Genomic DNA, 26,016 nt, shown 5'->3' with positions numbered 1-26,016 from the left:
AGTCTTAACATTTTAAAAAAATAAAACCTTTTTTTATTCCCTATCTTTGCAAGTCGAAATCATGACAATAATGAAACACTGGGGAAGCTTACTTTTTTCTCTCATTACAGTATACTTTAGTTTTGGGCAAAATGTTCAAGTCGATGCGCAATCCTATACGGCACAAGAACTCATTGAAGATATTCTTATAGGAAGTAATTGTATTAGTAACATTAATGTTACCAATGTTGTTGGCGGTAACTTTGGTGGTACAGAACAAAGTTATGGCTACTTTAATGGCAACAACTCTAGTTTTCCATTTTCCGAAGGTTTGGTGTTAAGCACAGGAAGGCTATCAAATGTTGAAGGTCCAAATACCTCTTTAAGTGATGACAATGCTAATAATTGGGGTGGCGACCAAGACCTAGAAAATGTATTAAACGAGCACAATACACTTAACGCTACTATTATAGAGTTCGACTTTCAATCTATCGCAGAACAAATCACGTTTCGTTATATTTTTGCTTCCGAAGAATATCAAGAAAACAATGCCAATACATGTCAGTATTCCGATTTATTTGGATTTTTAATTCGTCCAGAAAACGAGCAACAATACACGAACATTGCTGTTGTACCAAACACACAAACTCCAGTTAAAGTAACCACAGTACATTCTGGTATTCCTGGTGCTTGCGCCCCTATAAACGAGGCTTATTTTGGCAGTTGGAATAACAGCAATGCACCTATAAATTTTAATGGACAAACAGCCATTTTAACTGCCACGGCTAACGTTGAAAGAAATGAAACGTATCATGTAAAATTAGTTATAGCCGATGAACAAAATTACCGTTATGATTCGGCAGTGTTTTTAGAAGCTGGAAGCTTTCAATTAGCCACCGATTTAGGTCCAGACCGGTTAATAGCCAATGGTACTGCTTTATGCGAAGGAGAAACTCACCAATTAATAGCTCAAGAGCCTGGCAACACAAACACTTATCGTTGGTTTAAAGACGGTGTAGAACTTACAAATGAAACAGGAACAACACTTGATGTAGATTCTGAAGGAACCTATCAAGTAGAAGTTAACATAAACGGATGTATTTTATACGGAGACGTCGTAATTGAATACACCCCAACGCCACAAGTAAACAACACGACACTTACCCAATGCGATACAAATCAAGACGGTCTTTCGGTGTTTAATCTTTTTGATGCCGAAAATGATGTTCTAGCAGAAAATGGCACAGATATTACAAATTTTTATAACTCATTAAACGATGCTAATAATGAAATTAATGAGATAAATACGCCAACAGCGTACAATAATACCATACCAAACGAAATTGTTTTTGCGCGCGTAGAAAATCAATTTGGATGTTATAATGTAGCCGAAGTAACACTTAATACAACTTACAACCCGCTATCGCTACAACCATACCAAACATGCGACGATAATAACAATGATGGTTATACCGAATTTGACCTCAACCTAGTAGAAGCTCATGTAGCACAAAGTGTTCCTGCAAATTCTCAAATACACTTTTACACATCAGAAGAAGATGCCTTTTTAAATAATAACCCTATAAATAACGCTTACATAAACACCATCCCCTACTCTGAAAATATTGTTGTTAAAATAACCAACAATCAATCTTGTTATGCAGTGACAACAATTCGTTTAGATGTTTTAGAAAACCCCTACCTACTTCCTAATGAAGAAACTTTTTATTGTACAAATTCATACCCACAACAAATTACATTAAATGCTGGTTTGGTTAACCAAGCAGGCGTATTTAATTATCAATGGGAGTTTAATGGTAATGATTTAGGTGTTACCACACAAGATATTCAAATTAACGAGACAGGAACTTATACTGTTACCGTTACAAATAGCAATAATTGCTCCTCAATAAGACATATTGAAGTATTGCCTTCCAACCCCGCAATAATAGAAGATATCATTGTTGTAGAAGCTAGCAATAACAATTCCATAACCATTCTAGTCAGCGGTGATGGTACTTATGAATATGCCTTAAACAATGGTGTTTTTCAAACATCAAACACCTTTGCAAACCTAGCTCCCGGTTTTTATACAGTTACTATAAATGACACCAATAATTGCGGCTATATTAGCGTTGATGTTGCTATTTTAGGATTTCCAAAATTCTTTACACCTAATGGCGATAGTGTTAACGATACCTGGATTCCAAAAGGTATTAATCAACAAAACCCTAATCTAAAAATTAGCATTTATAACCGTTATGGAAAGCTTCTGAAAATTTTAGACAACTATGAATATGGTTGGGATGGTACTTTTAAAGGAAAGCTTTTACCTAGCGATGATTACTGGTTTAAAACTGAATTATCCAATGGTAAAACATACACTGGCCATTTCACATTAAAACGCTAAATAACCTTTGCTTAACACATATTTTCACTTTTATTACTTTATTTGCCGTCCAATTTTTACTATGAGACATTTTATATTACTTTTTATTTTTTTAGGATTATGGTCTAGTCCTAACCAAGCATCAAATTGTCCAGATCCAATAATTACTAGTTTTAGTCCAACATCAGGACCTGAAAACACTAGTATAACAATTTCGGGAAACAATTTTAACGCTACAGCAAATGTTACTATTGGTGGTATAAGTACAAGTTACACGATTATTGACGATACTACTATTATAGCCTTTATTCCTAATGGTGCCAATGGCTTGTCTACCATCTCCATAACTAGTAATGGAGGATGTGTAGGGAACTCAACTACCGATTTTGACGTCATAACTTCTGAATGCAATCTTGGTGATTTATATATCTCTGAAATTTATGATTCGGAGCCAGGAAGTTATGGTATTATAGAACTTTACAATCCTACAAACACATCTATAAGTTTAGATGGCGTATATGATATTGAACGCTATGGAGACATTGGAAACCCAACACCTTCCATAACAGTTCCTTTAGTTAACTCTGTTGCGCCTCAACAGACGTATATTATACAAATGGGAACAAGCGGAAACGCATGCGCGATTACTCCTGATACAAGTGTAAGTACTGGTTTTAACGATAACGATGAGTTTAAACTACTAAAAAACGGTACTGTTATTGATGTTGTTGAAGCTCCTAACGAGAGAGGTTACAGCATTATAAGAAACGCTAATGCTAACGAACCACAAGTCACATTTAATAGCAGTAACTTTACAATAAACTTAAACGAATCTTGTTCAAATGTAGGATTTCATACTGCAGATCCTATAACTGATAACACTCCAGCAATTGCAAACCCAGTTTCCCAAACCGTTTGTGAAAATGGTTCTTTAACATTCTCCACGTCAATAAACAACAGTATTTTTCAATACCAATGGAAAGTTCTCGACGCCTCAGGAAACTGGATTGATGTTCCAAATAATGCGAACTACTCTAATCCTAATGAAGCATGGCTAGATATAACAAATGTACCTTTAAGTTTTGACGGCAACCAATACTATTGTGAAGTTACTTCGGCGTCATGTATTTTGGTTACCAGTGTCGCTCAGTTACATATTGATACTCCTGAAGTTGACACCCTTTCTAACCAAACCGTTTGTCAAAATTACACATTACCAGCTTTAACCGATGGTGACTATTTTACAGGAACTAATGGTACAGGCACACAACTTAATGCCGGAGATGTAATTTCTACTTCACAAACTGTTTATATTTACAACCAAATTGGAACACCTCCAAATACGTGTAGTAATGAATCTAGTTTTGAGGTTATCGTTTCTGGAACGCCTAATGTCGATACCTTGCCTGACCAAACCGTTTGTCAAAATTACACATTACCAGCTTTAACCGATGGTGACTATTTTACAGGAACAAACGGAACAGGAATGCAACTTAATGCTGGTGATGTGATTTCTACATCACAGACCATTTACATTTTTAACCAAATTGGAACACCTCCAAATACGTGTAGTAATGAATCTAGTTTTGAGGTTATCGTTTCTGGAACGCCTAATGTCGATACCTTGCCTGACCAAACCGTTTGTCAAAATTACACATTACCAGCTTTAACCGATGGTGACTATTTTACAGGAACAAACGGAACAGGAATGCAACTTAATGCTGGTGATGTGATTTCTACATCACAGACCATTTACATTTTTAACCAAATTGGAACGCCTCCAAATACCTGTAGTAATGAATCTAGTTTTGAGGTTATTGTTTCTGGAACACCTAATGTCGATACCTTGCCTAACCAAACTGTTTGTCAAAATTATACACTACCAGCTTTAACCGATGGAAACTATTTTACAGGAACAAACGGAACAGGAATGCAACTTAATGCTGGTGATGTGATTTCTACATCACAGACCATTTACATTTTTAACCAAATTGGAACGCCTCCAAATACCTGTAGTAATGAATCTAGTTTTGAGGTTATTGTTTCTGGAACACCTAATGTCGATACCTTGCCTAACCAAACTGTTTGTCAAAATTATACACTACCAGCTTTAACCGATGGAAACTATTTTACAGGAACTAATGGTACAGGCACACAACTTAATGCTGGCGATGTGATTTCTACATCACAAACTATTTATATTTTTAACCAAATTGGAACGCCTCCAAATACCTGTAGTAATGAATCTAGTTTTGAGGTTATCGTTTCTGGAACGCCTAATGTCGATACCTTGCCTAACCAAACCGTTTGTCAAAATTATACACTACCAGCTTTAACCGATGGTGACTATTTTACAGGAACAAACGGAACAGGAATGCAACTTAATGCTGGTGATGTGATTTCTACATCACAGACCATTTACATTTTTAACCAAATTGGAACGCCTCCAAATACGTGTAGTAATGAATCTAGTTTTGAGGTTATTGTTTCTGGAACGCCTAATGTCGATACCTTGCCTAACCAAACTGTTTGTCAAAATTATACACTACCAGCTTTAACCGATGGAAACTATTTTACAGGAACTAATGGTACAGGAACGCAACTTAATGCTGGCGATGTGATTTCTACATCACAAACTATTTATATTTTTAACCAAATTGGAACGCCTCCAAATACGTGTAGTAATGAATCTAGTTTTGAGGTAACTATATTACCAAGTATTGATTTTCAATTAACTGAAAACAACTTAATAATAAATGAAAACGCTTTAACTGTTGTAATGACAAACACCTCTATAACTTATGAATTCGCTATAGACAACAATAGTTTTCAAAGCAATAATAACTTCACCAATCTATCCGAAGGTTTTCATACACTATACGTCCAAGACAGTTATGGTTGTATTATAAAGTCTATAAATTTTGATATTGAAACATCACGTATCGAAACCCTAGATATTCCTCCATTCTTTACACCTAATGGAGATAGCTATAATGATGTTTGGCAAATTTCTGATCCTAATAACACCATTAAAGAGGTTTATATTTTTAATAGGTTTGGCAAGTTATTAAAACAGGTTTCCACATCTCATTTAAGTTGGGACGGCACATATAATGGTAATATCTTAGAAACTAACGATTATTGGTATTTAATTAATTTAAAATCCGGAATCCAAATCAAAGGTCATTTCACATTAAAAAGATAATCTAAAACATCATATCCTCAAGTTAATTTTATGTAATTTTGAGGGTATGAAATTCAAGGTAAAATCAGAGTTTAAACCTACTGGCGACCAGCCACAAGCCATTAAGCAGCTTGCTAACGGTATTTTTAATAACGATAAATACCAAACATTACTTGGTGTTACTGGTTCTGGAAAAACATTTACGGTTGCCAATGTTATCGAGCAAATACAACGTCCCACTTTAGTTTTAGCGCATAATAAAACGTTAGCAGCACAATTATACTCTGAATTTAAACAGTTTTTCCCCGATAATGCCGTCGAATATTTTGTATCGTATTACGACTATTACCAACCAGAAGCTTACATTCCTGTTTCTGGAACCTACATAGAAAAAGACCTCTCGATAAATGACGAAATTGAAAAGCTAAGGTTGAGCGCTACATCTTCTTTATTATCTGGAAGACGCGATGTTTTAGTCGTCGCTTCAGTATCGTGTTTATACGGTATAGGAAATCCTGTTGAGTTTCAAAAAAATGTCATTTCTATAGAACGTGATCAGGTTATTTCACGCACAAAATTACTCCATAAGCTAGTACAAAGTTTGTACTCGCGTACCGAAGCCGAATTTAATCATGGGAATTTCAGGATTAAAGGCGATACCGTAGATATTTTTCCAAGTTATGCCGATAATGCCTTTAGAGTTCATTTTTTTGGAGATGAGATTGAAGATATTGAAGCATTCGATATTCAAACCAACGAGGTTATTGAACATTACGACAGATTAAACATTTATCCTGCCAATATGTTTGTGACTTCGCCAGAAGTTCTTCAAAATGCTATTAAAGATATTCAGGACGACTTAGTAAAACAATACGACTATTTTAAAGACATAGGAAAGCATCTTGAAGCCAAACGTTTAAAAGAACGCACCGAATTTGATTTAGAAATGATTCGCGAATTAGGCTATTGCTCGGGTATTGAAAACTACTCACGTTATTTGGATGGCAGACAACCAGGCTCTAGACCTTTCTGCTTATTAGATTATTTTCCAGACGATTATTTAATGGTGGTTGACGAAAGTCACGTGACTATTTCTCAGGTACACGCCATGTATGGTGGCGACCGTAGCAGAAAAGAAAACTTGGTAGAATATGGGTTTAGATTACCTGCAGCTATGGATAACCGCCCATTAAAATTTGAAGAGTTCGAAGCTTTACAAAATCAAGTAATTTATGTCTCGGCAACACCAGCCGATTACGAACTCGAAAAAACCGATGGTATTTATGTGGAGCAAGTCATTAGGCCTACTGGTTTACTTGATCCTGTAATTGAAGTGCGCCCAAGTTTAAATCAAATTGATGATTTAATTGAAGAAATACAACAACGTGTAGAAAAAGACGAACGTACTTTGGTAACCACACTTACCAAACGTATGGCAGAAGAACTTACTAAATACTTAGCCAGAATTCAAATTAGAGTACGCTACATTCATAGTGATGTGGATACGTTAGAACGCGTAGAAATTATGCAAGATTTACGCAAAGGGCTATTTGATGTTTTAGTTGGTGTAAACCTTCTTCGTGAAGGCTTAGATTTACCCGAAGTCTCGTTAGTAGCTATATTAGATGCTGATAAAGAAGGGTTTTTACGTTCGGCTCGTTCGCTTACACAAACGGTAGGTCGTGCTGCAAGAAATCTTAACGGGAAAGCTATTATGTATGCCGATAAAATTACCAAAAGCATGCAAAAAACCATTGATGAGACAAATTACAGGCGTGAAAAACAAATTGCTTATAACACAACGAATAACATTACGCCAAAAGCCTTAAATAAAAGCTTAGATAGCGCATTAGCTAAAAACTCGGTAAGCACCTATCATTATGAAATGGAAGCAGCAAAAGCTGCCGAACCAGAAAGTGAATACTTATCTAAACCTGAATTAGAAAAGAAAATTAGAGACAGTAGAAAACACATGGAAAATGCAGCTAAAAACTTAGATTTTATGGAAGCTGCAAAATTTAGAGATCAAATAAAAACTTATCAAGAAAAGTTAGAAAAGCTAAAAGCTTAATTGTAATGAACTTTAAAAATATCTATTAAAACATCTGGTGGAATAATTTTATTAGGAAAACTCTCCATAAGATATAGCACTTTATTAATAGACTCATGGCTTAACCCCATACGCAATCCAAAATTATGAAGTTTGGTAATTTCTTTAGATGTATTTTCATCATCACTATCCATTAATAACACAAGACGATGAAACTGTACAATGCGCTCGCTATGAGACTCTAAATGAATATAATTAATCGGGTTATTTATTAAGTAATCAAAATCTTCTCTTGAAATCCCTAATTGTTTAGCTATAGCCAATAAAAAACTGTGTTCTAATGGTTTAAGAATGTTTTCACTCTTAGCAAAAGAAATCATTTCGGATAGGAGGCTTAGCTTTTCAACTCGATTTATCATAGAAAAGAAGGGATTAATTAATTGATTTATAAAATTAAGCAGATTTATACTTTCTTAATCATTCATTATCTGCAACTTATCGAAAAAAGCATGGTCATTCATCGTTATTTTTTTACGATACAGCAAAACAAACGACTCAACTAACTTATTTACAGTGTTTTAACGAAAAAATAGTGTTTTTCTATAAACAGAAAAAATCTAAATAAGAATGTATTTACTATCTTGCTAAACAATTATGACAAACAACGATATATTTAAAAAGTTACGCGTAGCACTTCAACTTCGCGATGACGAGATAGTAAAAATTTTAGAATTGGTAGATTTCAGAATATCAAAAAGCGAATTAGGTGCTTTTTTTAGAAAAGAAACACATCCTAAATACAAGGAATGCGGCGATCAGATTTTAAGGAATTTCTTAAATGGTTTAGTTATTCATTTACGAGGCCCAAAACCTGATAAAAAACAGAAAACAATACCACAAAAAAAGAGCAACAAATAACTGTTGCTCTTTCTTTATATATAAGATTGGAATATCTTTTTAAGATAGTACTTGTTGTACTTTATCGGCAGCTTCTTGAAACTCGGTAGCACTTAGTACATCTAATCCAGAATTATCGATTAATTCTTTAGCAATGTCTGCATTGGTACCTTGTAAACGTACAATAATTGGTACTTGAATAGCGTCTCCCATATTTTTATAAGCATCTACAACACCTTGCGCTACACGATCGCAACGTACAATACCACCAAATATGTTAATTAAGATAGCTTTTACATTAGGGTCTTTTAAAATAATTCTAAAAGCAGCCTCAACACGAGCAGCATCTGCTGTTCCACCTACATCTAAGAAGTTTGCTGGCTCACCACCTGCTTGCTTAATTAAGTCCATAGTTGCCATAGCTAAACCTGCTCCGTTAACCATACAACCTACATTTCCATCAAGGTCTACATAGTTTAGGCCTAATTCTCCTGCTTCTACTTCTATTGGGCTTTCCTCTCGTAAATCACGTAATTCGGCTAAATCTTTATGTCTGTATAAAGCATTGTCATCTAACGTTACTTTAGCATCTACAGCCATAATTTTATCATCGCTAGTTTTTAACACTGGGTTAATTTCAAATAACGAGGCGTCAGATTTATCGTAAGCTGTATATAGAGCCGTTACAAATTTTGTCATTTCTTTAAACGCCATACCGCTTAACCCTAAGTTAAAGGCTACACGACGTGCTTGAAATGGTAAAATTCCTGTAGCAGGATCTATTTCTTCTGTAAAGATTAAATGTGGTGTTTTCTCAGCAACTTCTTCTATATCCATTCCACCTTCGGTAGAATACATAATCATGTTACGACCATTGCTTCTGTTTAAAAGCACCGACATGTAAAACTCGCTTGGCTCAGAGTCACCTGGATAATATACATCTTCTGCGACTAATACTTGGTGTACACGTTTACCTTCGGCAGAAGTTTGAGGCGTTACTAAATCCATGCCTATAATTTGACCTGCTATATCTTTAACTTCGTCTAGGTTTTTAGCCAGTTTAACACCGCCACCTTTACCTCGCCCACCAGCATGAACTTGGGCTTTTATAACGTGCCAACCTGTTCCTGTTTCTTCGGTTAGCTGTTTAGCATTTGCAACTGCTTCCTCTGCATTTTGAGCGACTAATCCGCGTTGGATTCGTACACCAAAACTGCTTAATAATTCTTTTCCTTGATATTCGTGTAAATTCATAATTCGCTATAAAGTTTAAGAGCCACAAATGTAATTAATCGCAATAACTTACCCTAATATTTTAATTACGAAAACCCTTCTTCTAGAATAGATTCTTTCTTGAGTGTTAAATAATTAACAACATGTTTAAATTGTGTGATATTTTTATGAATTAATTTCTAATTACAAGTAATAAAATACCTTTGGCGAAAATTGCTTAAAAACCATGTTAGAAAAACAACTACTGCATATAGCTCAAGAATTTGGAAGCCCTGTCTATGTTTATGATTCCGAAAAAATCATATCGCAATTTAATAGGCTAACTCAAGCTTTTAGTAAGGTAAAGAATTTAAGAATTAATTATGCAGTTAAGGCATTGTCTAACATTTCTGTTTTAAAGCTTTTAAAAGGACTTGGATCTGGATTAGATACGGTATCTATTCAAGAAGTAAAGTTAGGATTAATGGCTGGTGTTTTACCCGAAAACATCATCTATACCCCTAATGGCGTTTCTTTAGAAGAAATAGAAACAGCGGCTAAATTAGGTGTACAAATTAATATTGATAACTTATCTATTCTAGAACAATTTGGCACAAAATACCCTAACATTCCGGTTTGTATTCGTATAAACCCGCATGTTATGGCTGGAGGAAACACCAATATATCGGTTGGGCATATTGATAGTAAATTTGGTATTTCTATTCATCAAATTCCGCACATTCTTCGTATTGTAGAAAACACACAAATGACTATTAACGGTATTCATATGCACACGGGAAGTGATATTTTAGATATTGACGTCTTTCTTTACGCTAGTGAAATTTTATTTGATACCGCTAAGCATTTTAATGATTTAGAGTTTTTGGATTTTGGTTCTGGTTTTAAAGTACCTTACAAAGAAGGCGACATAGAAACTAATATTGAAGAATTTGGTAAAAAACTTACGAAACGCTTTAATCAGTTTTGTAAAGAGTATGGTAAAGAGCTTACTCTCGCTTTTGAGCCCGGTAAGTTTTTAGTCAGTGAAGCGGGATATTTTTTAACCAAGGTAAATGTTGTCAAACAAACTACCTCAACAGTTTTTGCACAAATTGATTCAGGTTTTAATCATCTTATTAGACCTATGCTATATGGCGCACAACACGAGATTATAAATATATCAAACCCAAAAGGGCGCGAGCGTTTCTATTCGGTTGTAGGTTATATTTGCGAAACCGATACATTCGCCAATAATAGGCGTATAAATGAAATTTCTGAAGATGATGTTTTAGCGTTTAAAAATGCGGGTGCTTATTGCTACTCCATGACATCAAACTACAATTCACGATATCGTCCTGCCGAAGTATTATGGCATAACAGTGAAGCTAAATTAATTAGAAAACGAGAAACGATGGAGGATTTAATAAAAAATCAAATTGAATTGGAATTTTAAGCTGTAAGCTAATCTCTAATAGTTCCAGTAAAATGATTGATTTTAGAATTAATGGGATTTCCAGAGGTTCTTCTAAACGATGCTATTTGTCCTGAATGCCAAATGGCATCTGCTATTGGGCCATTAATTGCATTCCAAAACGGATAGGTTTTTCCTGCTCCAAAATCAATATTAAATTGCGTTAAATCATCTGCTTTACTCAAAATATCGGCAGCTTGTTTTAAATTAAACAGCACTTCCTTTCTAATATCTTGAGCACTCATATTGGAGGCATCAGTTTTATTTACAGGTTTCTGTAATGCAGCACTTAAAATAACTTGAGATAAACTAAAAATATGTTCTATAGTTTCTGCAACAGTTTTTGCTTCTTCATTTGGTTTATACAGTAAGTCGTTATCATTCAAACTATCTGTTGCCCAATAAAACCGAAAACCCAAACCGTCAATCTGTCTAGCTACAACAGTACCAGCTGTATAGGTTTTTGGAGCTTCAGGAACTTCATAATATGGTAATGTATTGTTTTGTGCTTGCATAGTACTAACAAGTATAAAAGCTAAAAATAAAAGGATATGTCTCATTAATCTTTTAATTCATTTTTATTAGAAATTGGTGCAATTCCATATTTATCAAATAAGTATACTAGAGATGTCATGGTGGCAGCTCCTAATTCCAGCTCGCGTTTATTCACAGCATCAAAGGTATCGTTGGCAGCATGATGATGATCGAAATACCGTTGCGAATCTGGACGTAAACCAGCCACAACATTGGTTTTGGTTTTTAATGGCCCTACATCGGCACCACTACCACCTTGTTCAAAATAATGAATTAAATACGGTTTAAATAAAGGTTTCCAACCTTCTATTTTTGAAAAAACAGCATCGCTACAATCAAAACTAAATCCTCTTGGGGTAAAACCTCCAGCATCACTTTCTAATGAAAAAATATGATTTTCACCATTTTGTTTAGCAACCTTGGCATATTTTGTGGCACCACGCAACCCGTTTTCTTCGTTCATAAACATCACTACACGAATGCTTCGTTTAGGTGTTATTCCTGTTTCTTTAAATAAACGTAAGACTTCCATAGATTGAACAATACCCGCACCATCATCGTGTGAGCCATCGCCTAAATCCCAGGAATCTAGATGGCCACCAACTATAATATATTCATTAGGAAATTCGCTACCCGTAATTTCTCCTATTACATTGTAAGACTTAACATCTGGTAACTGTTGACAGTTTTGCTTGAAATAAAACTTTAAAGAGCTATCTAATTTTAGCATACTACTTAAAAGTTCGGCATCGTTGGTACTTATTGCTGCCGAAGGAATTCGCTTAGAGTTTGGTAAATCATCGTAGGTCATGCTTCCAGTGTGTGGCAAATCGTCTAATCGTAAATTCATAGAACGCACAATAACACCCACAGCACCATATTTTGCTGCTTCAACAGCACCTTTATAACGTTGGTTAACACAACCGCCATAGGCTTGAAAGGTTTGTATTAAATCGGCCTGCATTGGACGGTTAAAAAACACGATTTTCCCTTCAACTTTATTACGTCCTAATTGCTCTAATTCTTCGAAGTTATGCACCTCAACAACCTCTGATTCTATACCTAATGGGTTTGTGGCAACCGAACCTCCTAAAGCACAAATATTAACACTTGTTGTTTTTCCTGAGCTTGATTTTACATAGGCATATTCCTTGGCACCTCTTATCCATTTTGGCACCATAACAGGTTGTAACCATACTTTATCTAAACCTAATTCCTTAAGTTCTTTTTCACCCCATTCTACAGCTAATTCGGCATTTACCGAACCAGATAATCGCCCTCCTATTTGGTTGGATAAGTAATCTAACCACTCATAACTTTTTCCGTTGGTAAGTGATGTTTTATAAATATTTTTTAAAACACCCTCATCGGTTTGAGAGTAGAATGTTGTTGAACATAATAAGGCTACTACCAGTAAACGTAATCTCATAGTGTTAAATTTTGTGACTAATATACTATTTCTATAAAGTGATTTTGTAAAAGAAAGCATAAAAAATCCCGCGTATGCGGGATAAAATTATTCACTTTCTAATTGTTTTTTATAAGCTTCTAAATTAGCCATAACTTCGGGCTCTAATTCTGGCTCTTTAATATCTTTATAGGTTTTTAAGGTATCGTAAAGTATTTTTGCCACAATATAACGTGCTGTTGGTTTATCATCTGAAGGAATTGTGTACCAAGGCGCATGAGGTTTTGATGTTCTGTTAATAGCATCTTCAAAACACTCTTGATAGCTATCCCAAAGTTCACGTTCGTCTAAATCTCCTGGAGAGAATTTCCAATTTTTTGAAGGTTTTTCTAAACGACGTAACAATCTATTTCTTTGCTCTTCTTTAGACAAGTGAAGGAAAAACTTGAAGATAATTGTTCCGTTATCGGCAATATGCTGTTCAAAGTTATTTATTTGCTCAAATCTTTTATGCCAAAAAGCGTCATTAACATCTTCCACGCTATTTATTCCTGGTATATTTTCGTTTAAAATATATTCTGGGTGCACTCTAGTTACCAAAACATTTTCGTAATGCGTTCTGTTAAAAACACCAAATTTACCACGGGCTGGCAATGCTAAATAATGACGCCATAAATAATCATGTTTTAACTCTAATTTAGTAGGTGTTTTAAAACTATGCACCATAACACCTCGCGCATTTAATTCTTTAAAAACTTCCCGAATCATACTATCTTTTCCTGCCGTATCGGTACCTTGAATACAAATTAATACAGCATATTTACCGTGCGCATACATAGCATTTTGTATGTCTGCAAGATCTTCGCAAACCTCTTCCATCTCATCTTCAATCTTGTCTTTATCGGCATCTAAATCATAGGTTGTAGAAATATCTTTTAAATGAATAGGTTTGGTGACTTTAAAATCGTTTATATTGATATTTTTCTTCATAATATTTAGTTATTTAGAAGCAAATAATTTAACGTCGCTCTCGCTTACCTCTTTCTCACCTAGAATAATTAAACGCTCGACAACATTACGCAGCTCGCGTATATTTCCAGTCCAATCGTACTCCTGTAATAATTTGATGGCTTTTTTAGAAAACGATTTTTTGCTCGTTCCTTGTTCTGAAGCTATTTTACTTGAAAAGAAATCGATAAGTAATGGAATATCATTTCGCCTATCATTTAAAGCGGGAACTTTAATTAAAATAACGGCTAAACGGTGGTATAAATCTTCACGAAACTTACCATCTTCAATTTCTTTTTTTAAATCTTTATTTGTAGCAGCAACAACACGTACATTGACTTTAATGTCTTTATCATTACCTACTCGTTGAATTTTATTTTCCTGTAATGCACGTAACACTTTGGCTTGTGCCGATAGGCTCATATCACCAATTTCATCTAAAAATATAGTTCCGCCGTTAGCTGCTTCAAACTTACCTGCGCGATCTTTGTTAGCTCCTGTAAAAGCCCCTTTTATATGACCAAATAATTCGCTTTCTATTAACTCGCTTGGTATAGCGGCACAATTTACCTCGACCATTGGCCCTTTATGGCGTTCGCTTTTTTGGTGCAGCCAATGCGCTACCAATTCTTTTCCAGTACCATTTGGTCCTGTAATTAAAACCCGAGCGTCTGTTGGGGCGACTTTTTCAATCATGTCTTTGATTTGAAGAATTTCTTTACTATCTCCAATCATTTCATAATTCTTACTGACCTTCTTCTTTAGCTTCTTGTTTTCAACAACCAGTTCTTTTCTATCTAATGCGTTACGAACAGTATTTAACAAGCGATTTAAATCTGGTGGTTTGGAAATGTAATCGAACGCTCCTAAACGCATTGTGTTTACAGCCGTATCTAAATCGCCGTGACCTGAAATCATGACAAAAGGAACTTCTGGTTTTATTTTTTTTGTGGCTTCTAAAACCTCGACACCATCCATTTTAGGCATTTTTATATCGCAAAGTACAAGGTCGAAATCGTCATTTTTTATGGCTTCAATGCCTTTTAAACCGTCTTCGACTTCTTCTACTTGGTAAGAATCATTTTCTTCGGTTAAAATTTTAACCAAAACGCGACGAATAGCCGCTTCATCTTCTATTACTAATATTTTGGGCATGTTTTAGTCTTCTTTAGGTTTTGAAATAATGTGAATATCGCGTTGCGGAAATGGTATAGAGACGTTGTGTTCTCTAAACAGTTTATCTATTTCAAAACGGATATCGCTACTAGGAAATTGTGCTTTAAAACTATCGTTAAGGGTAAAAACAACTTTAAAATTTAATGAGCTATCGCCAAATCCCGTAAAAAGCACTACGGGTTCTGGGCTTTTTAATACGCTTGGATGCTTTGAGGCAGCTTCTAACAACAGTTTTTTCACCAATTGCACATCGCTACCATAAGCCACACCTACCGAAACACTTTCTCGTGTTGATGTGCCATTTTGTGTCCAATTGTATAAACTATTGGTTAAATATAAATGGTTAGGTATTACCAGTACTTTATTATCAATAGTTACAGCTCGTGTTGTTCGCAGTTTTATTTCAACTACACGACCTACTTTATCTTCAATTTCAATAATATCGCCTACGTGTAAACTTTGATCAATAAGTATAAACACGCCTGAAAGAATATCTTGAAACAGTGTTTGAAGCGCTAAACCAACGCCAACTAACAATGCTGCTGAAGCTGCAAATATGGCCGTGACATTTATACCAATAGAATCGAAAACAACTAAAATAACAACAACGTAAATAAACCACCGCGCAAATGAAAAAACGGTATTGAACTTTGTACGGTCTTGCTCTGGTAGTCTTTTAGAATACAATCGCTTAAAAAACCTAAGTACTAAAGAGGTTATTAAATAAATAATAAAAACTAAAAGTACTAGTCCAACTGTAATTTTTACAGGGCTTTCGGTGTCCTCACCAAAAGTAATTCCTAGCTTTAAAAACTCTACAATAGACTCCCAAACGCTGCTCTCTTTAACAGCTTCTTCTATTTCTTCAATTTTATTTTGCATACTTAGTATTTTAACCACTTATACAATTCTTTATAACTTGGTTTTTTACCATACATTAATATACCAACGCGATAAATTTTGGCTGCAAACCATACGGTGAATATAAATGTACCTATTAATATAGCTAAAGATAACAATTGTTGCCAAATTGGAACCCCAAAAGGAATTCGCATAAGCATAACTACAGGTGATGTTAATGGGATGAAAGAAAACACAGTTGATACGGTTCCGTGTGGATCTTCAATAACTGTAAAAACACCAATATAAACAGCCAATATTAATGGCATTAATATAGGAAGCATAAACTGCTGGGTATCGGTTTCATTATCAACTGCTGCTCCAATGGCGGCATATAAAGAGCTATATAAAAGGTAACCACTAACAAAAAACAGAATAAAGGCTACAATTAAATTAAAAATAGGCAAATTATAAAAAGCGTGTAAAGCATTTTGAACTTCTAATCCCATTTCTGGATTTTCTACAGCTTGTTTCATAAGTTCTTCTTGACCAGCTGCCGATTGAGTTAAGTCTATTCCTAATATCATGGACACAACCGACATTAACACGCCTCCTAAAACAATCCAAATAGCAAATTGAGTTATTCCTGCTAACGACGTTCCTATTATTTTACCCAGCATAAGTTGTACAGGTTTAACAGAAGAAATAATAACTTCTATAATGCGGCTTGTTTTTTCTTCAATAACGCTACGCATAATCATATTCCCGTAAATAATGATAAACATGAATAGTAAATATCCTGCAGCGCCACCAAAAATAAGTTTTACAACACTATCTATTTTCGAGGTTTTTTCGCCTACAAAACTTTCTTGTCCAATCGTTACATTTACTCTAGAGGCCTCTATTTTAGCAATATCAATACCTTTTTGCGTCATTTTTAAATCGGTAAGCTGCTTTTCTAATTTATTTTCTAGGCTTGATATTAATGTTAACGACGGAAGTTCTTTAGAGTAAAACTTAATGTGTTTGCTTAAATCGTCTATATTGTCTAGACCTTTTACATAAAGAAGTCCATAATGCTCGCCTTTTTCGGCAACAATTTTAGCATCTTCTAAACTTAGGTTCTCTAAAAGTTGATACGTGGTTGTTTCGGTATCTTCTAAAGCATCTTCAAGAAGACCAGATTCATCTAATACCGAAATAGTACGTTCTGTTGTATTATTAAGTTGCGATAAATAAGCCACAACAGCTACTAAAGCAATCATAATTATAGGGCTTAAAATAGTCATAATTATAAACGACTTATTTCGCACTTTGGTTAAATACTCTCTCTTTATAATTAATGATAAGTGGTTCATGCTTAATTATTGTTCTTTACAGCTTGTATAAAAATATCGTTGGCGCTAGGTATTAACTCTACAAAATGAGACACTTCACCTTTACTAGATAAATAGCCTAACAAATCGTTTGACGTATCATGTTCAGACAGTTTAATGTTTAGCATTAAATCGTCTTCTAAAGTTTTAAAATTCGTTGGTGAAATCTCAAATTTTGCACTTAGTTCTTTTTGAAGTTGTTCTTTATGTTCTGTACGCAAACCTACTTCGTAAGTATGTGTTCTGTATTGCCGTTTTATATCGGTTAATTTGCCATCTAAGATTTTATGCGATTTATTTATTAAAGCAATATGATCACACAGCTCTTCCACCGATTCCATACGGTGTGTTGAAAAAATAACCGTAGCGCCCTGATCTCGTAACCGTAGTATTTCGTCTTTAATTAAATTAGCATTTATAGGGTCGAAACCAGAAAAAGGTTCATCAAAAATTAATAATTTAGGATTGTGCAATACGGTAACTATAAACTGTACTTTTTGAGCCATTCCTTTAGAGAGTTCTTGTATTTTTTTATGCCACCAATCACCTATTTCTAAACGGTCGAACCAATATTGCAAACGCTCTTTAGCCTCTTGCTTGCTTAAACCTTTTAATCTCGCCAAATACAAAGCTTGTTCGCCTACTTTCATAGATTTATACAAGCCGCGTTCTTCAGGCAAATAACCTATATCTTTTATGTGATGGGGTTGTAAAGGATTACCATCCAGGGTAACAGTCCCTGTATCTGGCATCGTTATTTGGTTTATAATTCTTATTAGGGTTGTTTTTCCTGCACCATTAGGACCTAATAAGCCAAAAATACTTCCTTTTGGAACCGAAATAGACACATTGTTTAGGGCTGTAAATTCGCCAAATTTTTTAGAAACACCCTGTGCTTCCAATAAATTATTCATACAATTTATTCTTTAAAAATGATAAGTTAGGTAAATATATTAAATGTTGAAGAGGTGACGCCAATAAAACATTAATAATCTAGGGTTGCTACAAAAAACAAAACCCACCCTTAATCTTATAATAGTTTAAGGATGGGAAAAAATTGCTATGAAAAAGAAAAATTACCACTATTGATAATAGTGATAAATCAAATATAGTGTTTTTTTACTTATAATAAATGAAAACCAATAAATATTCCTGATAATCAAGCTTAAAACAAGTAACTCACACTAAGAGAACATATCTTTTACTTTTTCAAAAAATGACTTATCACTACTTTCTGGTTTAGGATCAAAATGTTCATCTTCTCTCATCGCCTCAAAGAATGCTTTTTGCTCTTTATTTAATGTTTTTGGTGTCCAAACATTAACATGTACAAGCAAATCGCCTTTTCCATAACCATTTATACTAGGAATTCCTTTTCCGCGTAAGCGTAAAATTTTCCCAGATTGCACACCTGGTTCTATCTTAATACGTACTTTACCTGTTACAGTATCAATCTCTTTTGAGTTTCCTAAAACAGCATCGGGTAAACTTACATACAAATCGTAATGTAAATTATCACCCTCGCGTTGTAGTGTGTCATGCTGCTCTTCGGTTATTGCAACTAGTAAATCTCCTGCAACTCCATTTCCTGGGGCATCGTTTCCTTTACCAGAAACTTTTAATTGCATACCATCTACAACACCTGCTGGTATTTTAATAGATACTGTTTCTTCTTGCACAACTAATCCATGGGCATCGGCATCGTTTGGTTTTTTATCTATGGTTTGTCCACTACCGCCACAAGCATTACATGCGCTTGCTGTTTGCATGCGTCCTAAAATAGTATTAGTTACTCTAGTAACTTGGCCAGTACCATTACAAGTAGCACATGTCTTATAAGTAGTACCTGGTGCTTGAACTTTACGTTTTACTTTAATTTTTTTCTCTACACCATTGGCTATTTCTTCCAGGGTTAATTTAACTCTAATACGTAAATTACTACCTTTCACTCTACGTTGGCCACCGCCAAATCCGCCACCAAAACCAGAGAATCCGCCGCCACCAAAAGCGCCTCCAAAAATATCACCAAACTGGCTGAATATATCGTCCATATTCATGCTACCACCACCAAAACCACCAGAGCCATCAAATGCTTGATGACCAAATTGATCGTATCTTGATTTTTTATCGGGATTACTTAACACCTCATAGGCTTCAGCTGCTTCTTTAAATTTGGCTTCGGCTTCGGTATCTCCTGGGTTTTTATCGGGGTGATATTTTAAGGCCATTTTCCGGTAAGCCTTTTTTATTTCGGCTGCCGAAGCAGATTTATCAACTCCTAGTATCTCGTAATAATCTCTTTTTGCCATAATTTACTGTCCTATAACTACTTTTGGGAAACGAATAATTTTGTCTCCTAATTTGTATCCTTTTTCCACAACATCAATAATTTTTCCTTTTAAGTCATCGCTTGGTGCCGGAATTTGTGTCACGGCTTCGTGGTTATCTGGATTAAAATCGTCTCCTTGTTTTAATTCTATTTGTTCAAGACCTTTTCCTTGTAACGTATTTTTAAGCTTATTGCTAATTAATTCTACACCTTTTAACAAGTCTTTTTCTTGGGTTTTACTTATCTCTACGTAAGCACGATCAAAATCATCTAACACAGGCAATAAAGACACCATAACATCTTGACTGGCTGTTTTAAACAACTCAACACGCTCTTTTGCCGTACGGCGTTTGTAGTTTTCAAATTCGGCAAAAAGGCGTAAAAACTTATCTTTTTCTTGCTGCAAGTCGTTTTGCAACTGTTCTTCTACGCTTACTTCTTGCTTAGTCTCTTGGTCTTGAGACTCTGTATTTTGTGACGTCTCCTGCTCTACCGCGATATCGTCTTTTTTATCTTTTTTACTCATCGAAGTGTATCTTTTTTCAATCTATTTTTAAGAGGCAAAAGTACTGCCATTATATATAAAATGTCAAAATGTCACCTAAAAATTTTAGTGTTTTTTTAAATAAACTTTATTAACTATTGGTTATTTTTGTGTCTAACACTAAAATCAAAATATATAATCTTATGAGAAAACAGTTTTTAAATATCTTAACTGTAGTTGCTATATCTGTAGCATTAGTTGGTTGTAAAAAAGCAAAAGAAGCTGAAACTACGGCTGCCGAAGAGGTTGCAGAAACGCCTTCTGTAGCAACAAAATACAAAGTAGACACCGAAGCTTCTTCTATTACATGGAAAGGATACAAGCCAACAGGTAGCCACAACGGTACTATTGCTGTTGAAAGTGGTGTAATTAGTATGAAAGATGACGCTATTCAAAGTGGAACATTTTTAATCGACATGAATTCTATTGTTGTTAAAGATATTCCTGCTGAAGATGAAGGTAACGCTAAATTAGCAGGACACTTAAAAAGTCCTGATTTCTTTGATGTAGAGAAATATCCTTCTGCTGCTTTTAGCGTAACAGAATTTAAAACCGTTGATGGAAAAAGCACCCTTTCTGGAAACTTAAAAATGAAAGATGCTGAAAACAACATTACTATTCCTGTAACGGTTACAGAGAACGGCAATACAGTAACTATTAAAAGTGAAACGTTCACTATAGATCGCTCTAAATGGAACGTTAAATATGGTTCTAAATCGTTCTTTGATGATTTAGGTGATAAGTTTATTAACGATGAATTTGAATTACAAGTAAACATTGTTGGTAATAAGTCATAAATCACTTTATTACAAAAACTTAAAAAGCCTGTTTAAAAAAACAGGCTTTTTTTATGACTAAAATACGTTTTAAAGTAATTCTTGTAAAGCAGGTTGTAACGCATGGTATTTAAAAGAAAAACCTGCTTCCTCTATTTTTTTACTACTTACACGTTGGCTTTCAAAAAGGAGAATATGCATGTCTCCTAAAAGTAAACGCATGATAGATTTAGGTATATTAGGCAACCATAATGGGCGTTTTAATTGCTTAGCAACAGCATTTGTAAGTTCTTTATTACTCACAGGGTTTGGAGCTACACCGTTATAAACACCTTCTAACTGTTCTCGGGCTACAAAAACAAATAGTCGTGCCAAATCTGTAACATGAATCCAAGATTGCCATTGATTTCCATGACCAAAAGCAGCACCTAAACCTAACGCTACTGGCTTTGCTATTTGTGGTAAAGCTCCCTCTTTATTATCTAGTACCAAACCAATACGTACTTTAGATATTTTTAAACCAAGAGTTTTAAAGGTATCCGCTGCAGATTCCCATTTAGAAACCACGTCTCCTAAAAACGAGGAAGACACCGATTTCTCACTTTCGTCGTAATAATTGGTTAAAGAATCTGGATAAATACCAATGGCACTTGCCGAAATAAGATGTGATATATTATTAGTTGTATTTTTAAGACCTGTGTATAATGTGTTTAAAGAATCTATTCTACTGTCTAATATAACCGTTTTATAACTTGAAGTCCAACGCTTAGAAATAGTAGCCCCAGCTAGATTTATAATAACCTCAACTCCTTCAAAACAAGCAGTGTCTATACTATTTTTGCTAGGGTCCCATAAAAACCCTTTATAGTTTTCTCTGTGTTCTATCTTGTGTTTTGAAGTAGTTAAATAGTGCACACAAATACCTTTTTCATGGCAAACATGTACAATATTTTGCCCTATCAAACCTGTCGCTCCTGTAATTAAAATCTTTTTCATAATCCTTATTCATAAAGTTACGAAGTGCGATGTGTTTAACCGAAGATTTTAGCTAGCTTTAACACATTTAACGAAATTTTAGGTATAAAAAAAGCTTTTTACTTAATGGCACGTAGCATTTCTCGTTTCCCTGGCGGCCCAGGCAATTTCTCAACTTGAAAACCGACTTCCTGCATAGCACGTCTTGCCGATCCCTTAGCAGAATATGTTACTAATACACCTTGACTTTTAAGCGCATGATACATAAGTTTAAAAATGGAAACTTCCCATAATTCTGGCTGTACACGAGAGCCAAAAGCATCAAAATAAATAACATCAAATTGATTATTGAAAGTTATATCTTTAAAAAACGATTTTACCTTAAGCAAGGTAAACTCTTTAGATAAATGATTCGGTACTTCCCACTCACTAGTATGCATTTGTTTAAAAATTGCTTGTTCTTCTTGGTTTGACGACAATAACTCGGCATAATTAAGCTCGGAAATTTCATCTAATAAAACGGGATAAGCTTCTACGCCGGTATAAGCTATTGGGATGCAATGTTTTTGTGATTCTAAAAAAGTTAAAAAAGCATTTAATCCTGTCCCAAATCCTATTTCCAAAATAGACAATGATGGATTAGCGTGTTCTATTTGTGACAATTTAAAAGCCAAACCGTGTTTTAAAAACACATGCTTGGCTTCTTGTATGGCTCCGTGAGTGGAATGATATTGTTCATTCCAGTCTTCTAAATGAATGGTTTTAGAACCATCTTTTGTAGTAATTATTTTTCGTTTCAAACTACGATTTAATCAATAACTTTTTAATTCTTGGGATAGGTCCTGTACAGGAAGTTTCATGACATGAAATACAAGCATTTACTGCGGTATTAAAGCGTGCTTCCAAAGGAGTTTTAGAGTCTTGATTAAAAATATTTTTTTCGGCTGTAATGAAAATTTTCGAGAATTTTTCAAAGGTTTCATTACGCTGATTAGCCTTGGTTAGTTCGGCCGAATGAATCTCCATAAAATCTATAGGAAATTCTGCTGGTATATCGCCATTTAAGATATCTTGTTTTATCTTAAGATTATGCGCATACATCTGATTCATAAGAATGGCCATTTCTGAGGGTTTATACATATCGTAAACAACCTCATCTTTAGACGTTTCTTCAGAAACATCTGTTTTCACATCGTTTTTACAAGCTGTTAAGCTTCCTAATAAAACAATTAATAACCAAAACGTGTTTTTCATTATAACAAGGCTTATTTTTCTACTAATAAAACGCCGTCCGCTACAAAACTATACGTTTTTTTAGGCTCTGTAATGGCAGCTATTTCTTCTTCAGATTTTCCAGCATCTTCTGCATAATGTTTAAGATCTTGTACAGACATTTCATCAACAAAAGCTAAACCATCAACAATAACTTCTTTCCCAGCAATGTTTTTTGGCATAAAAAAGCCGTAATCTTTAAATCTAACCATAACTTCTTCACCGTTACCTAGGTCTAGTTTCATCCAGCAGCCTTTTGTTTGGCAAACGCTATTTACCGTAGCAGTAAGTTTTGTGTCTAAGCTATCTCCTACAGGAAGCGCCTCGAAAGTTTCTTTCATTTTCGCGGCATCTATAGCATTATCAGCTTCTACCTTAGCTCCAAAAGGCACATACGTTGCCTCGGCTATTTCTTCTGTATTTTCTGTAGTTTGTTCTGTGTTCTCTTTTTGCGCGTCCTTGCAAGATACTAACACGCTAATCATTACTAATAGTCCAAAAATCTTTTTCATAAAAATATTAAATGGTTTTAATGCTTCAAATATACAGCTTTTTTAAAGAAACATTATATTTTTTATAAGGGTTAAATTCAGTACTTTTGCGTACATAAAATAGGTAAGATATGACAACAATTTCAGAGCAAGATATTACAGTTGAAAAAACTCAAAACTCAAAATTAAAAGATACTGATTTTAATAATTTACCATTTGGCAAGGTTTTTTCGGACCACATGTTAATCTCGCGCTATAAAGAGGGTTCTTGGAGTATTCCTGAAGTTGTGCCTTACCAACCCATTACTTTAGACCCTTCGGCTAAAATTTTTCATTATGGCCAATCTGTTTTTGAAGGTATGAAAGCCTATAAGGATAGTAACAATGATATTTATTTATTTAGGCCTCTAGAAAACTGCAAGCGTTTAAACATTTCATCTAAGCGTTTGGCCATTCCTGAAATTCCTGAATCCTACTTTATGGAAGGTTTAAAAAAACTTTTAAAAGTAGATCAAGACTGGATTCCTACAACTTCTGGAAGTGCCTTATATATAAGACCTTTTGTTTTTGCTTCTGGAAATGGGTTTCATGCCTCTCCTGCTAACGAGTATATTTTTATTATTGCTACAGCACCTTCGGGAGCTTACTTTTCTGGAAAAGTTACCGTGGCTATAGAAGAAAAATATTCACGCTCTGCAAATGGTGGCGTTGGGTATGCTAAAGCTGGTGGAAATTATGCGGGGCAGTTTTATCCAACACAATTAGCCATAGATAAGGGATATAATCAGGTTATTTGGACCGACGACACAACGCACGAGTATATTGAAGAAGCTGGTGCAATGAACATTTTTGTTAGAATTAACGACACCTTAATCACAGCGCCAACTAGTGACAGAATTCTTGATGGAATTACAAGAAAGAGTATTCTTGAAATAGCTAAAAAAGAAGGTATTGATGTAAATGTTAGAAGAATCTCTGTTAAAGAAATTGTTGAAGCTGCCAAAAATGGAAGTCTTAAAGAAATGTTTGGATCTGGTACAGCTGCTGTTATTTCTCCGATTTCTGGTTTTGGTTACAAAAACAAAGATTACACCTTACCAGAACTTGACGATAGTTATGCTAGTAAACTTAAAACACTAATTACCGATATTCAGTACAACCGCTCTGAAGATCCATTTAATTGGAGAGCTAAAATAGACTAAAACAAAAAACGGGAACTTAATCAAGCTCCCGTTTTTTTTAATCTTCAAGAATACGTGCAATATTTGGTTTAAAATAATTTGGGCCTTTAAGCACTTTACCATCTTCTCTGTAAATAGGCTCGCCATCTTCATCTAACTTACTCATGTTACTACGTTGAATTTCTTCAAATACTTCTTCTATTTTATGCTGTAAACCATGTTCTATAATAGTTCCACATAAAATATAAAGCATATCGCCCAGGGCATCAGCCACTTCTACTAAATCATTATCATTTGCAGCATCTAGATATTCTTCGTTTTCTTCTCGCATTAATTTATAACGAAGCATATTTTTATCGGTGCCTAAATTAGCTTTTGGGGTGTCGCGATACCCAATTTTAAAAGCGGTGTGAAAAGCTTTAACAGCATTAATTTTATCTTTCATGATGATATCTCTTTTTATTTTAAATCGAAAATAGAATTAATTCATTAAGTGTCATATGAATACCATAAAATTTATCATACTCATACAGTTTAACGGAATTTTTTGCTTTTTTTCGAAAGCGTTTAATTATTTTTGCACTTAAAATACATACGTTATGTTCTCGAACGGTCAATGGACATTTGGAATCCTTTTTTTTATAGCCTTTGTAATTGTTATTGCCTTTACCTACCGTAAAGATTTAAAACTACACCGTAAGTATTACACAGGAACCGTTTGGGTACTTATAGCATTTATTGCTTTTATTGCCTTTATTGCGACTATAAAATTTATCTTCATGTAGTGTTTACGACATTTTTTTAATGAAATACTCAAATTGAGTATTGAAATTACCATGTTATAAAAGTATTTTTAGGGTTTCTTATTATAGAACTTATAAATAAACTCCTATGGTTTATTTAGTAACCCTAAACAAAAAAGCA

At 34.5% G+C, this 26,016-nt stretch carries 24 protein-coding genes; 8 read left to right on the top strand and 16 right to left on the bottom strand.

Annotation, left to right across the window (positions count from 1 at the left end):
- The first annotated feature begins 61 nt into the window (after nt 1–61).
- The 3 genes from R3L15_RS02670 (at nt 62) to uvrB (ending at nt 7,623) form a co-directional block, all read left to right on the top strand.
- Entirely contained in the window at nt 62–2,389 is a 2,328-nt protein-coding gene (locus R3L15_RS02670) for a choice-of-anchor L domain-containing protein (RefSeq protein WP_338733065.1), read from the top strand.
- A gap of 61 nt (nt 2,390–2,450) precedes the next feature.
- Nucleotides 2,451–5,573, top strand: a complete 3,123-nt coding sequence (locus R3L15_RS02665) for a T9SS type B sorting domain-containing protein (RefSeq protein ID WP_338733063.1) — start codon at nt 2,451–2,453, stop codon at nt 5,571–5,573.
- Between the two features lie 46 nt (nt 5,574–5,619).
- A complete protein-coding gene (uvrB, locus tag R3L15_RS02660) occupies nt 5,620–7,623 on the top strand; it encodes an excinuclease ABC subunit UvrB (protein ID WP_338733062.1) in 2,004 nt (667 codons plus the stop codon).
- Here the strand turns inward: uvrB and R3L15_RS02655 are convergent.
- Nucleotides 7,620–8,021: a TerB family tellurite resistance protein gene (locus R3L15_RS02655; protein WP_338733061.1), complete on the bottom strand. Its 402-nt coding sequence runs from the start codon at nt 8,019–8,021 to the stop codon at nt 7,620–7,622. The two genes, uvrB and R3L15_RS02655, sit on opposite strands and share 4 nt — an antisense overlap.
- A 235-nt stretch (nt 8,022–8,256) precedes the next feature.
- On the opposite strand from R3L15_RS02655, the gene R3L15_RS02650 reads away from it, so the two are divergent.
- Nucleotides 8,257–8,520, top strand: a complete 264-nt coding sequence (locus R3L15_RS02650; RefSeq protein ID WP_338733060.1) for a DUF1456 family protein — start codon at nt 8,257–8,259, stop codon at nt 8,518–8,520.
- 39 nt (nt 8,521–8,559) lie between these two features.
- Here the strand turns inward: R3L15_RS02650 and sucC are convergent, their stop codons facing one another.
- Nucleotides 8,560–9,753, bottom strand: a complete 1,194-nt coding sequence (sucC, locus tag R3L15_RS02645; RefSeq protein WP_338733059.1) for an ADP-forming succinate--CoA ligase subunit beta — start codon at nt 9,751–9,753, stop codon at nt 8,560–8,562.
- Nucleotides 9,754–9,958: 205 nt separating this feature from the next.
- On the opposite strand from sucC, the gene lysA reads away from it, so the two are divergent.
- Nucleotides 9,959–11,164 carry a diaminopimelate decarboxylase gene (gene lysA / locus R3L15_RS02640; RefSeq protein ID WP_338733058.1) on the top strand — a complete coding sequence of 402 codons (1,206 nt, stop codon included), beginning with the start codon at nt 9,959–9,961 and terminating at the stop codon, nt 11,162–11,164.
- Nucleotides 11,165–11,172: 8 nt separating this feature from the next.
- On the opposite strand, the gene R3L15_RS02635 is transcribed toward lysA, so the two are convergent.
- The 9 genes from R3L15_RS02635 to R3L15_RS02595 form a co-directional block, all read right to left on the bottom strand.
- On the bottom strand, nt 11,173–11,742 hold the full coding sequence (locus tag R3L15_RS02635; protein ID WP_338733056.1) for a hypothetical protein: 570 nt from the start codon (nt 11,740–11,742) through the stop codon (nt 11,173–11,175).
- Nucleotides 11,742–13,145 (bottom strand): M20/M25/M40 family metallo-hydrolase, encoded by a 1,404-nt coding sequence (locus R3L15_RS02630; RefSeq protein ID WP_338733055.1) that lies wholly within the window; start codon nt 13,143–13,145, stop codon nt 11,742–11,744. The genes R3L15_RS02635 and R3L15_RS02630 overlap by 1 nt, the downstream gene beginning before the upstream one ends.
- A gap of 87 nt (nt 13,146–13,232) precedes the next feature.
- Nucleotides 13,233–14,114 carry a PPK2 family polyphosphate kinase gene (locus R3L15_RS02625; protein ID WP_338733054.1) on the bottom strand — a complete coding sequence of 294 codons (882 nt, stop codon included), beginning with the start codon at nt 14,112–14,114 and terminating at the stop codon, nt 13,233–13,235.
- Between the two features lie 9 nt (nt 14,115–14,123).
- Nucleotides 14,124–15,287: a sigma-54 dependent transcriptional regulator gene (locus R3L15_RS02620; RefSeq protein ID WP_338733052.1), complete on the bottom strand. Its 1,164-nt coding sequence runs from the start codon at nt 15,285–15,287 to the stop codon at nt 14,124–14,126.
- A 3-nt stretch (nt 15,288–15,290) separates the two neighbouring features.
- On the bottom strand, nt 15,291–16,190 hold the full coding sequence (locus R3L15_RS02615) for a mechanosensitive ion channel domain-containing protein (protein WP_338733051.1): 900 nt from the start codon (nt 16,188–16,190) through the stop codon (nt 15,291–15,293).
- 2 nt (nt 16,191–16,192) lie between these two features.
- Nucleotides 16,193–17,506, bottom strand: a complete 1,314-nt coding sequence (locus tag R3L15_RS02610; protein ID WP_338733050.1) for an ABC transporter permease — start codon at nt 17,504–17,506, stop codon at nt 16,193–16,195.
- Between the two features lie 2 nt (nt 17,507–17,508).
- On the bottom strand, nt 17,509–18,438 hold the full coding sequence (locus R3L15_RS02605; RefSeq protein WP_338733049.1) for an ABC transporter ATP-binding protein: 930 nt from the start codon (nt 18,436–18,438) through the stop codon (nt 17,509–17,511).
- A gap of 270 nt (nt 18,439–18,708) precedes the next feature.
- Complete coding sequence (dnaJ, locus tag R3L15_RS02600) at nt 18,709–19,833, bottom strand: molecular chaperone DnaJ (protein ID WP_338733048.1); 1,125 nt, start codon at nt 19,831–19,833, stop codon at nt 18,709–18,711.
- 3 nt (nt 19,834–19,836) lie between these two features.
- The gene (locus R3L15_RS02595) at nt 19,837–20,379 is read right to left on the bottom strand and encodes a nucleotide exchange factor GrpE (RefSeq protein ID WP_338733047.1); all 543 of its coding nucleotides are present in this window, start codon (nt 20,377–20,379) and stop codon (nt 19,837–19,839) included.
- A 161-nt stretch (nt 20,380–20,540) separates the two neighbouring features.
- On the opposite strand from R3L15_RS02595, the gene R3L15_RS02590 reads away from it, so the two are divergent.
- Nucleotides 20,541–21,194, top strand: coding sequence for a YceI family protein (locus tag R3L15_RS02590; RefSeq protein ID WP_338733046.1), 654 nt, complete (start codon nt 20,541–20,543; stop codon nt 21,192–21,194).
- A 69-nt stretch (nt 21,195–21,263) separates the two neighbouring features.
- On the opposite strand, the gene R3L15_RS02585 is transcribed toward R3L15_RS02590, so the two are convergent.
- From R3L15_RS02585 to R3L15_RS02570, 4 genes are all read right to left on the bottom strand, one after another.
- Nucleotides 21,264–22,169, bottom strand: coding sequence for a TIGR01777 family oxidoreductase (locus R3L15_RS02585; RefSeq protein ID WP_338733045.1), 906 nt, complete (start codon nt 22,167–22,169; stop codon nt 21,264–21,266).
- 98 nt (nt 22,170–22,267) lie between these two features.
- On the bottom strand, nt 22,268–22,948 hold the full coding sequence (gene mnmD / locus R3L15_RS02580) for a tRNA (5-methylaminomethyl-2-thiouridine)(34)-methyltransferase MnmD (protein WP_338733043.1): 681 nt from the start codon (nt 22,946–22,948) through the stop codon (nt 22,268–22,270).
- A gap of 1 nt (nt 22,949) precedes the next feature.
- Nucleotides 22,950–23,402 (bottom strand): hypothetical protein, encoded by a 453-nt coding sequence (locus R3L15_RS02575; RefSeq protein WP_338733041.1) that lies wholly within the window; start codon nt 23,400–23,402, stop codon nt 22,950–22,952.
- 11 nt (nt 23,403–23,413) lie between these two features.
- A complete protein-coding gene (locus tag R3L15_RS02570; RefSeq protein WP_338733040.1) occupies nt 23,414–23,932 on the bottom strand; it encodes a DUF4920 domain-containing protein in 519 nt (172 codons plus the stop codon).
- Nucleotides 23,933–24,042: 110 nt separating this feature from the next.
- On the opposite strand from R3L15_RS02570, the gene R3L15_RS02565 reads away from it, so the two are divergent.
- Nucleotides 24,043–25,113, top strand: coding sequence for a branched-chain amino acid aminotransferase (locus tag R3L15_RS02565; protein WP_338733039.1), 1,071 nt, complete (start codon nt 24,043–24,045; stop codon nt 25,111–25,113).
- 37 nt (nt 25,114–25,150) lie between these two features.
- Here the strand turns inward: R3L15_RS02565 and R3L15_RS02560 are convergent, their stop codons facing one another.
- A complete protein-coding gene (locus R3L15_RS02560; RefSeq protein WP_338733038.1) occupies nt 25,151–25,537 on the bottom strand; it encodes a nucleoside triphosphate pyrophosphohydrolase family protein in 387 nt (128 codons plus the stop codon).
- A gap of 154 nt (nt 25,538–25,691) precedes the next feature.
- On the opposite strand from R3L15_RS02560, the gene R3L15_RS02555 reads away from it, so the two are divergent.
- Nucleotides 25,692–25,877, top strand: a complete 186-nt coding sequence (locus R3L15_RS02555) for a hypothetical protein (protein ID WP_338733037.1) — start codon at nt 25,692–25,694, stop codon at nt 25,875–25,877.
- Nucleotides 25,878–26,016: the final 139 nt, after the last annotated feature.

It is taken from the genome of Mangrovimonas cancribranchiae (assembly GCF_037126245.1).
Classification (GTDB): domain Bacteria; phylum Bacteroidota; class Bacteroidia; order Flavobacteriales; family Flavobacteriaceae; genus Mangrovimonas; species Mangrovimonas cancribranchiae.
Note: the sequence above shows the minus strand (reverse complement) of the source record. Positions and strands in the feature narration are given on the sequence as shown.

What these genes read in the sequence shown, in the direction of transcription:
- R3L15_RS02670 (WP_338733065.1), top strand. Translation starts at nt 62, where the DNA reads ATGACAATAATGAAACACTGGGGAAGCTTACTTTTTTCTCTCATTACA.
- R3L15_RS02665 (WP_338733063.1), top strand. Translation starts at nt 2,451, where the DNA reads ATGAGACATTTTATATTACTTTTTATTTTTTTAGGATTATGGTCTAGT.
- uvrB (WP_338733062.1), top strand. Translation starts at nt 5,620, where the DNA reads ATGAAATTCAAGGTAAAATCAGAGTTTAAACCTACTGGCGACCAGCCA.
- R3L15_RS02655 (WP_338733061.1), bottom strand. Translation starts at nt 8,021, where the DNA reads ATGATAAATCGAGTTGAAAAGCTAAGCCTCCTATCCGAAATGATTTCT.
- R3L15_RS02650 (WP_338733060.1), top strand. Translation starts at nt 8,257, where the DNA reads ATGACAAACAACGATATATTTAAAAAGTTACGCGTAGCACTTCAACTT.
- sucC (WP_338733059.1), bottom strand. Translation starts at nt 9,753, where the DNA reads ATGAATTTACACGAATATCAAGGAAAAGAATTATTAAGCAGTTTTGGT.
- lysA (WP_338733058.1), top strand. Translation starts at nt 9,959, where the DNA reads ATGTTAGAAAAACAACTACTGCATATAGCTCAAGAATTTGGAAGCCCT.
- R3L15_RS02635 (WP_338733056.1), bottom strand. Translation starts at nt 11,742, where the DNA reads ATGAGACATATCCTTTTATTTTTAGCTTTTATACTTGTTAGTACTATG.
- R3L15_RS02630 (WP_338733055.1), bottom strand. Translation starts at nt 13,145, where the DNA reads ATGAGATTACGTTTACTGGTAGTAGCCTTATTATGTTCAACAACATTC.
- R3L15_RS02625 (WP_338733054.1), bottom strand. Translation starts at nt 14,114, where the DNA reads ATGAAGAAAAATATCAATATAAACGATTTTAAAGTCACCAAACCTATT.
- R3L15_RS02620 (WP_338733052.1), bottom strand. Translation starts at nt 15,287, where the DNA reads ATGCCCAAAATATTAGTAATAGAAGATGAAGCGGCTATTCGTCGCGTT.
- R3L15_RS02615 (WP_338733051.1), bottom strand. Translation starts at nt 16,190, where the DNA reads ATGCAAAATAAAATTGAAGAAATAGAAGAAGCTGTTAAAGAGAGCAGC.
- R3L15_RS02610 (WP_338733050.1), bottom strand. Translation starts at nt 17,506, where the DNA reads ATGAACCACTTATCATTAATTATAAAGAGAGAGTATTTAACCAAAGTG.
- R3L15_RS02605 (WP_338733049.1), bottom strand. Translation starts at nt 18,438, where the DNA reads ATGAATAATTTATTGGAAGCACAGGGTGTTTCTAAAAAATTTGGCGAA.
- dnaJ (WP_338733048.1), bottom strand. Translation starts at nt 19,833, where the DNA reads ATGGCAAAAAGAGATTATTACGAGATACTAGGAGTTGATAAATCTGCT.
- R3L15_RS02595 (WP_338733047.1), bottom strand. Translation starts at nt 20,379, where the DNA reads ATGAGTAAAAAAGATAAAAAAGACGATATCGCGGTAGAGCAGGAGACG.
- R3L15_RS02590 (WP_338733046.1), top strand. Translation starts at nt 20,541, where the DNA reads ATGAGAAAACAGTTTTTAAATATCTTAACTGTAGTTGCTATATCTGTA.
- R3L15_RS02585 (WP_338733045.1), bottom strand. Translation starts at nt 22,169, where the DNA reads ATGAAAAAGATTTTAATTACAGGAGCGACAGGTTTGATAGGGCAAAAT.
- R3L15_RS02575 (WP_338733041.1), bottom strand. Translation starts at nt 23,402, where the DNA reads ATGAAAAACACGTTTTGGTTATTAATTGTTTTATTAGGAAGCTTAACA.
- R3L15_RS02570 (WP_338733040.1), bottom strand. Translation starts at nt 23,932, where the DNA reads ATGAAAAAGATTTTTGGACTATTAGTAATGATTAGCGTGTTAGTATCT.
- R3L15_RS02565 (WP_338733039.1), top strand. Translation starts at nt 24,043, where the DNA reads ATGACAACAATTTCAGAGCAAGATATTACAGTTGAAAAAACTCAAAAC.
- R3L15_RS02560 (WP_338733038.1), bottom strand. Translation starts at nt 25,537, where the DNA reads ATGAAAGATAAAATTAATGCTGTTAAAGCTTTTCACACCGCTTTTAAA.
- R3L15_RS02555 (WP_338733037.1), top strand. Translation starts at nt 25,692, where the DNA reads ATGTTCTCGAACGGTCAATGGACATTTGGAATCCTTTTTTTTATAGCC.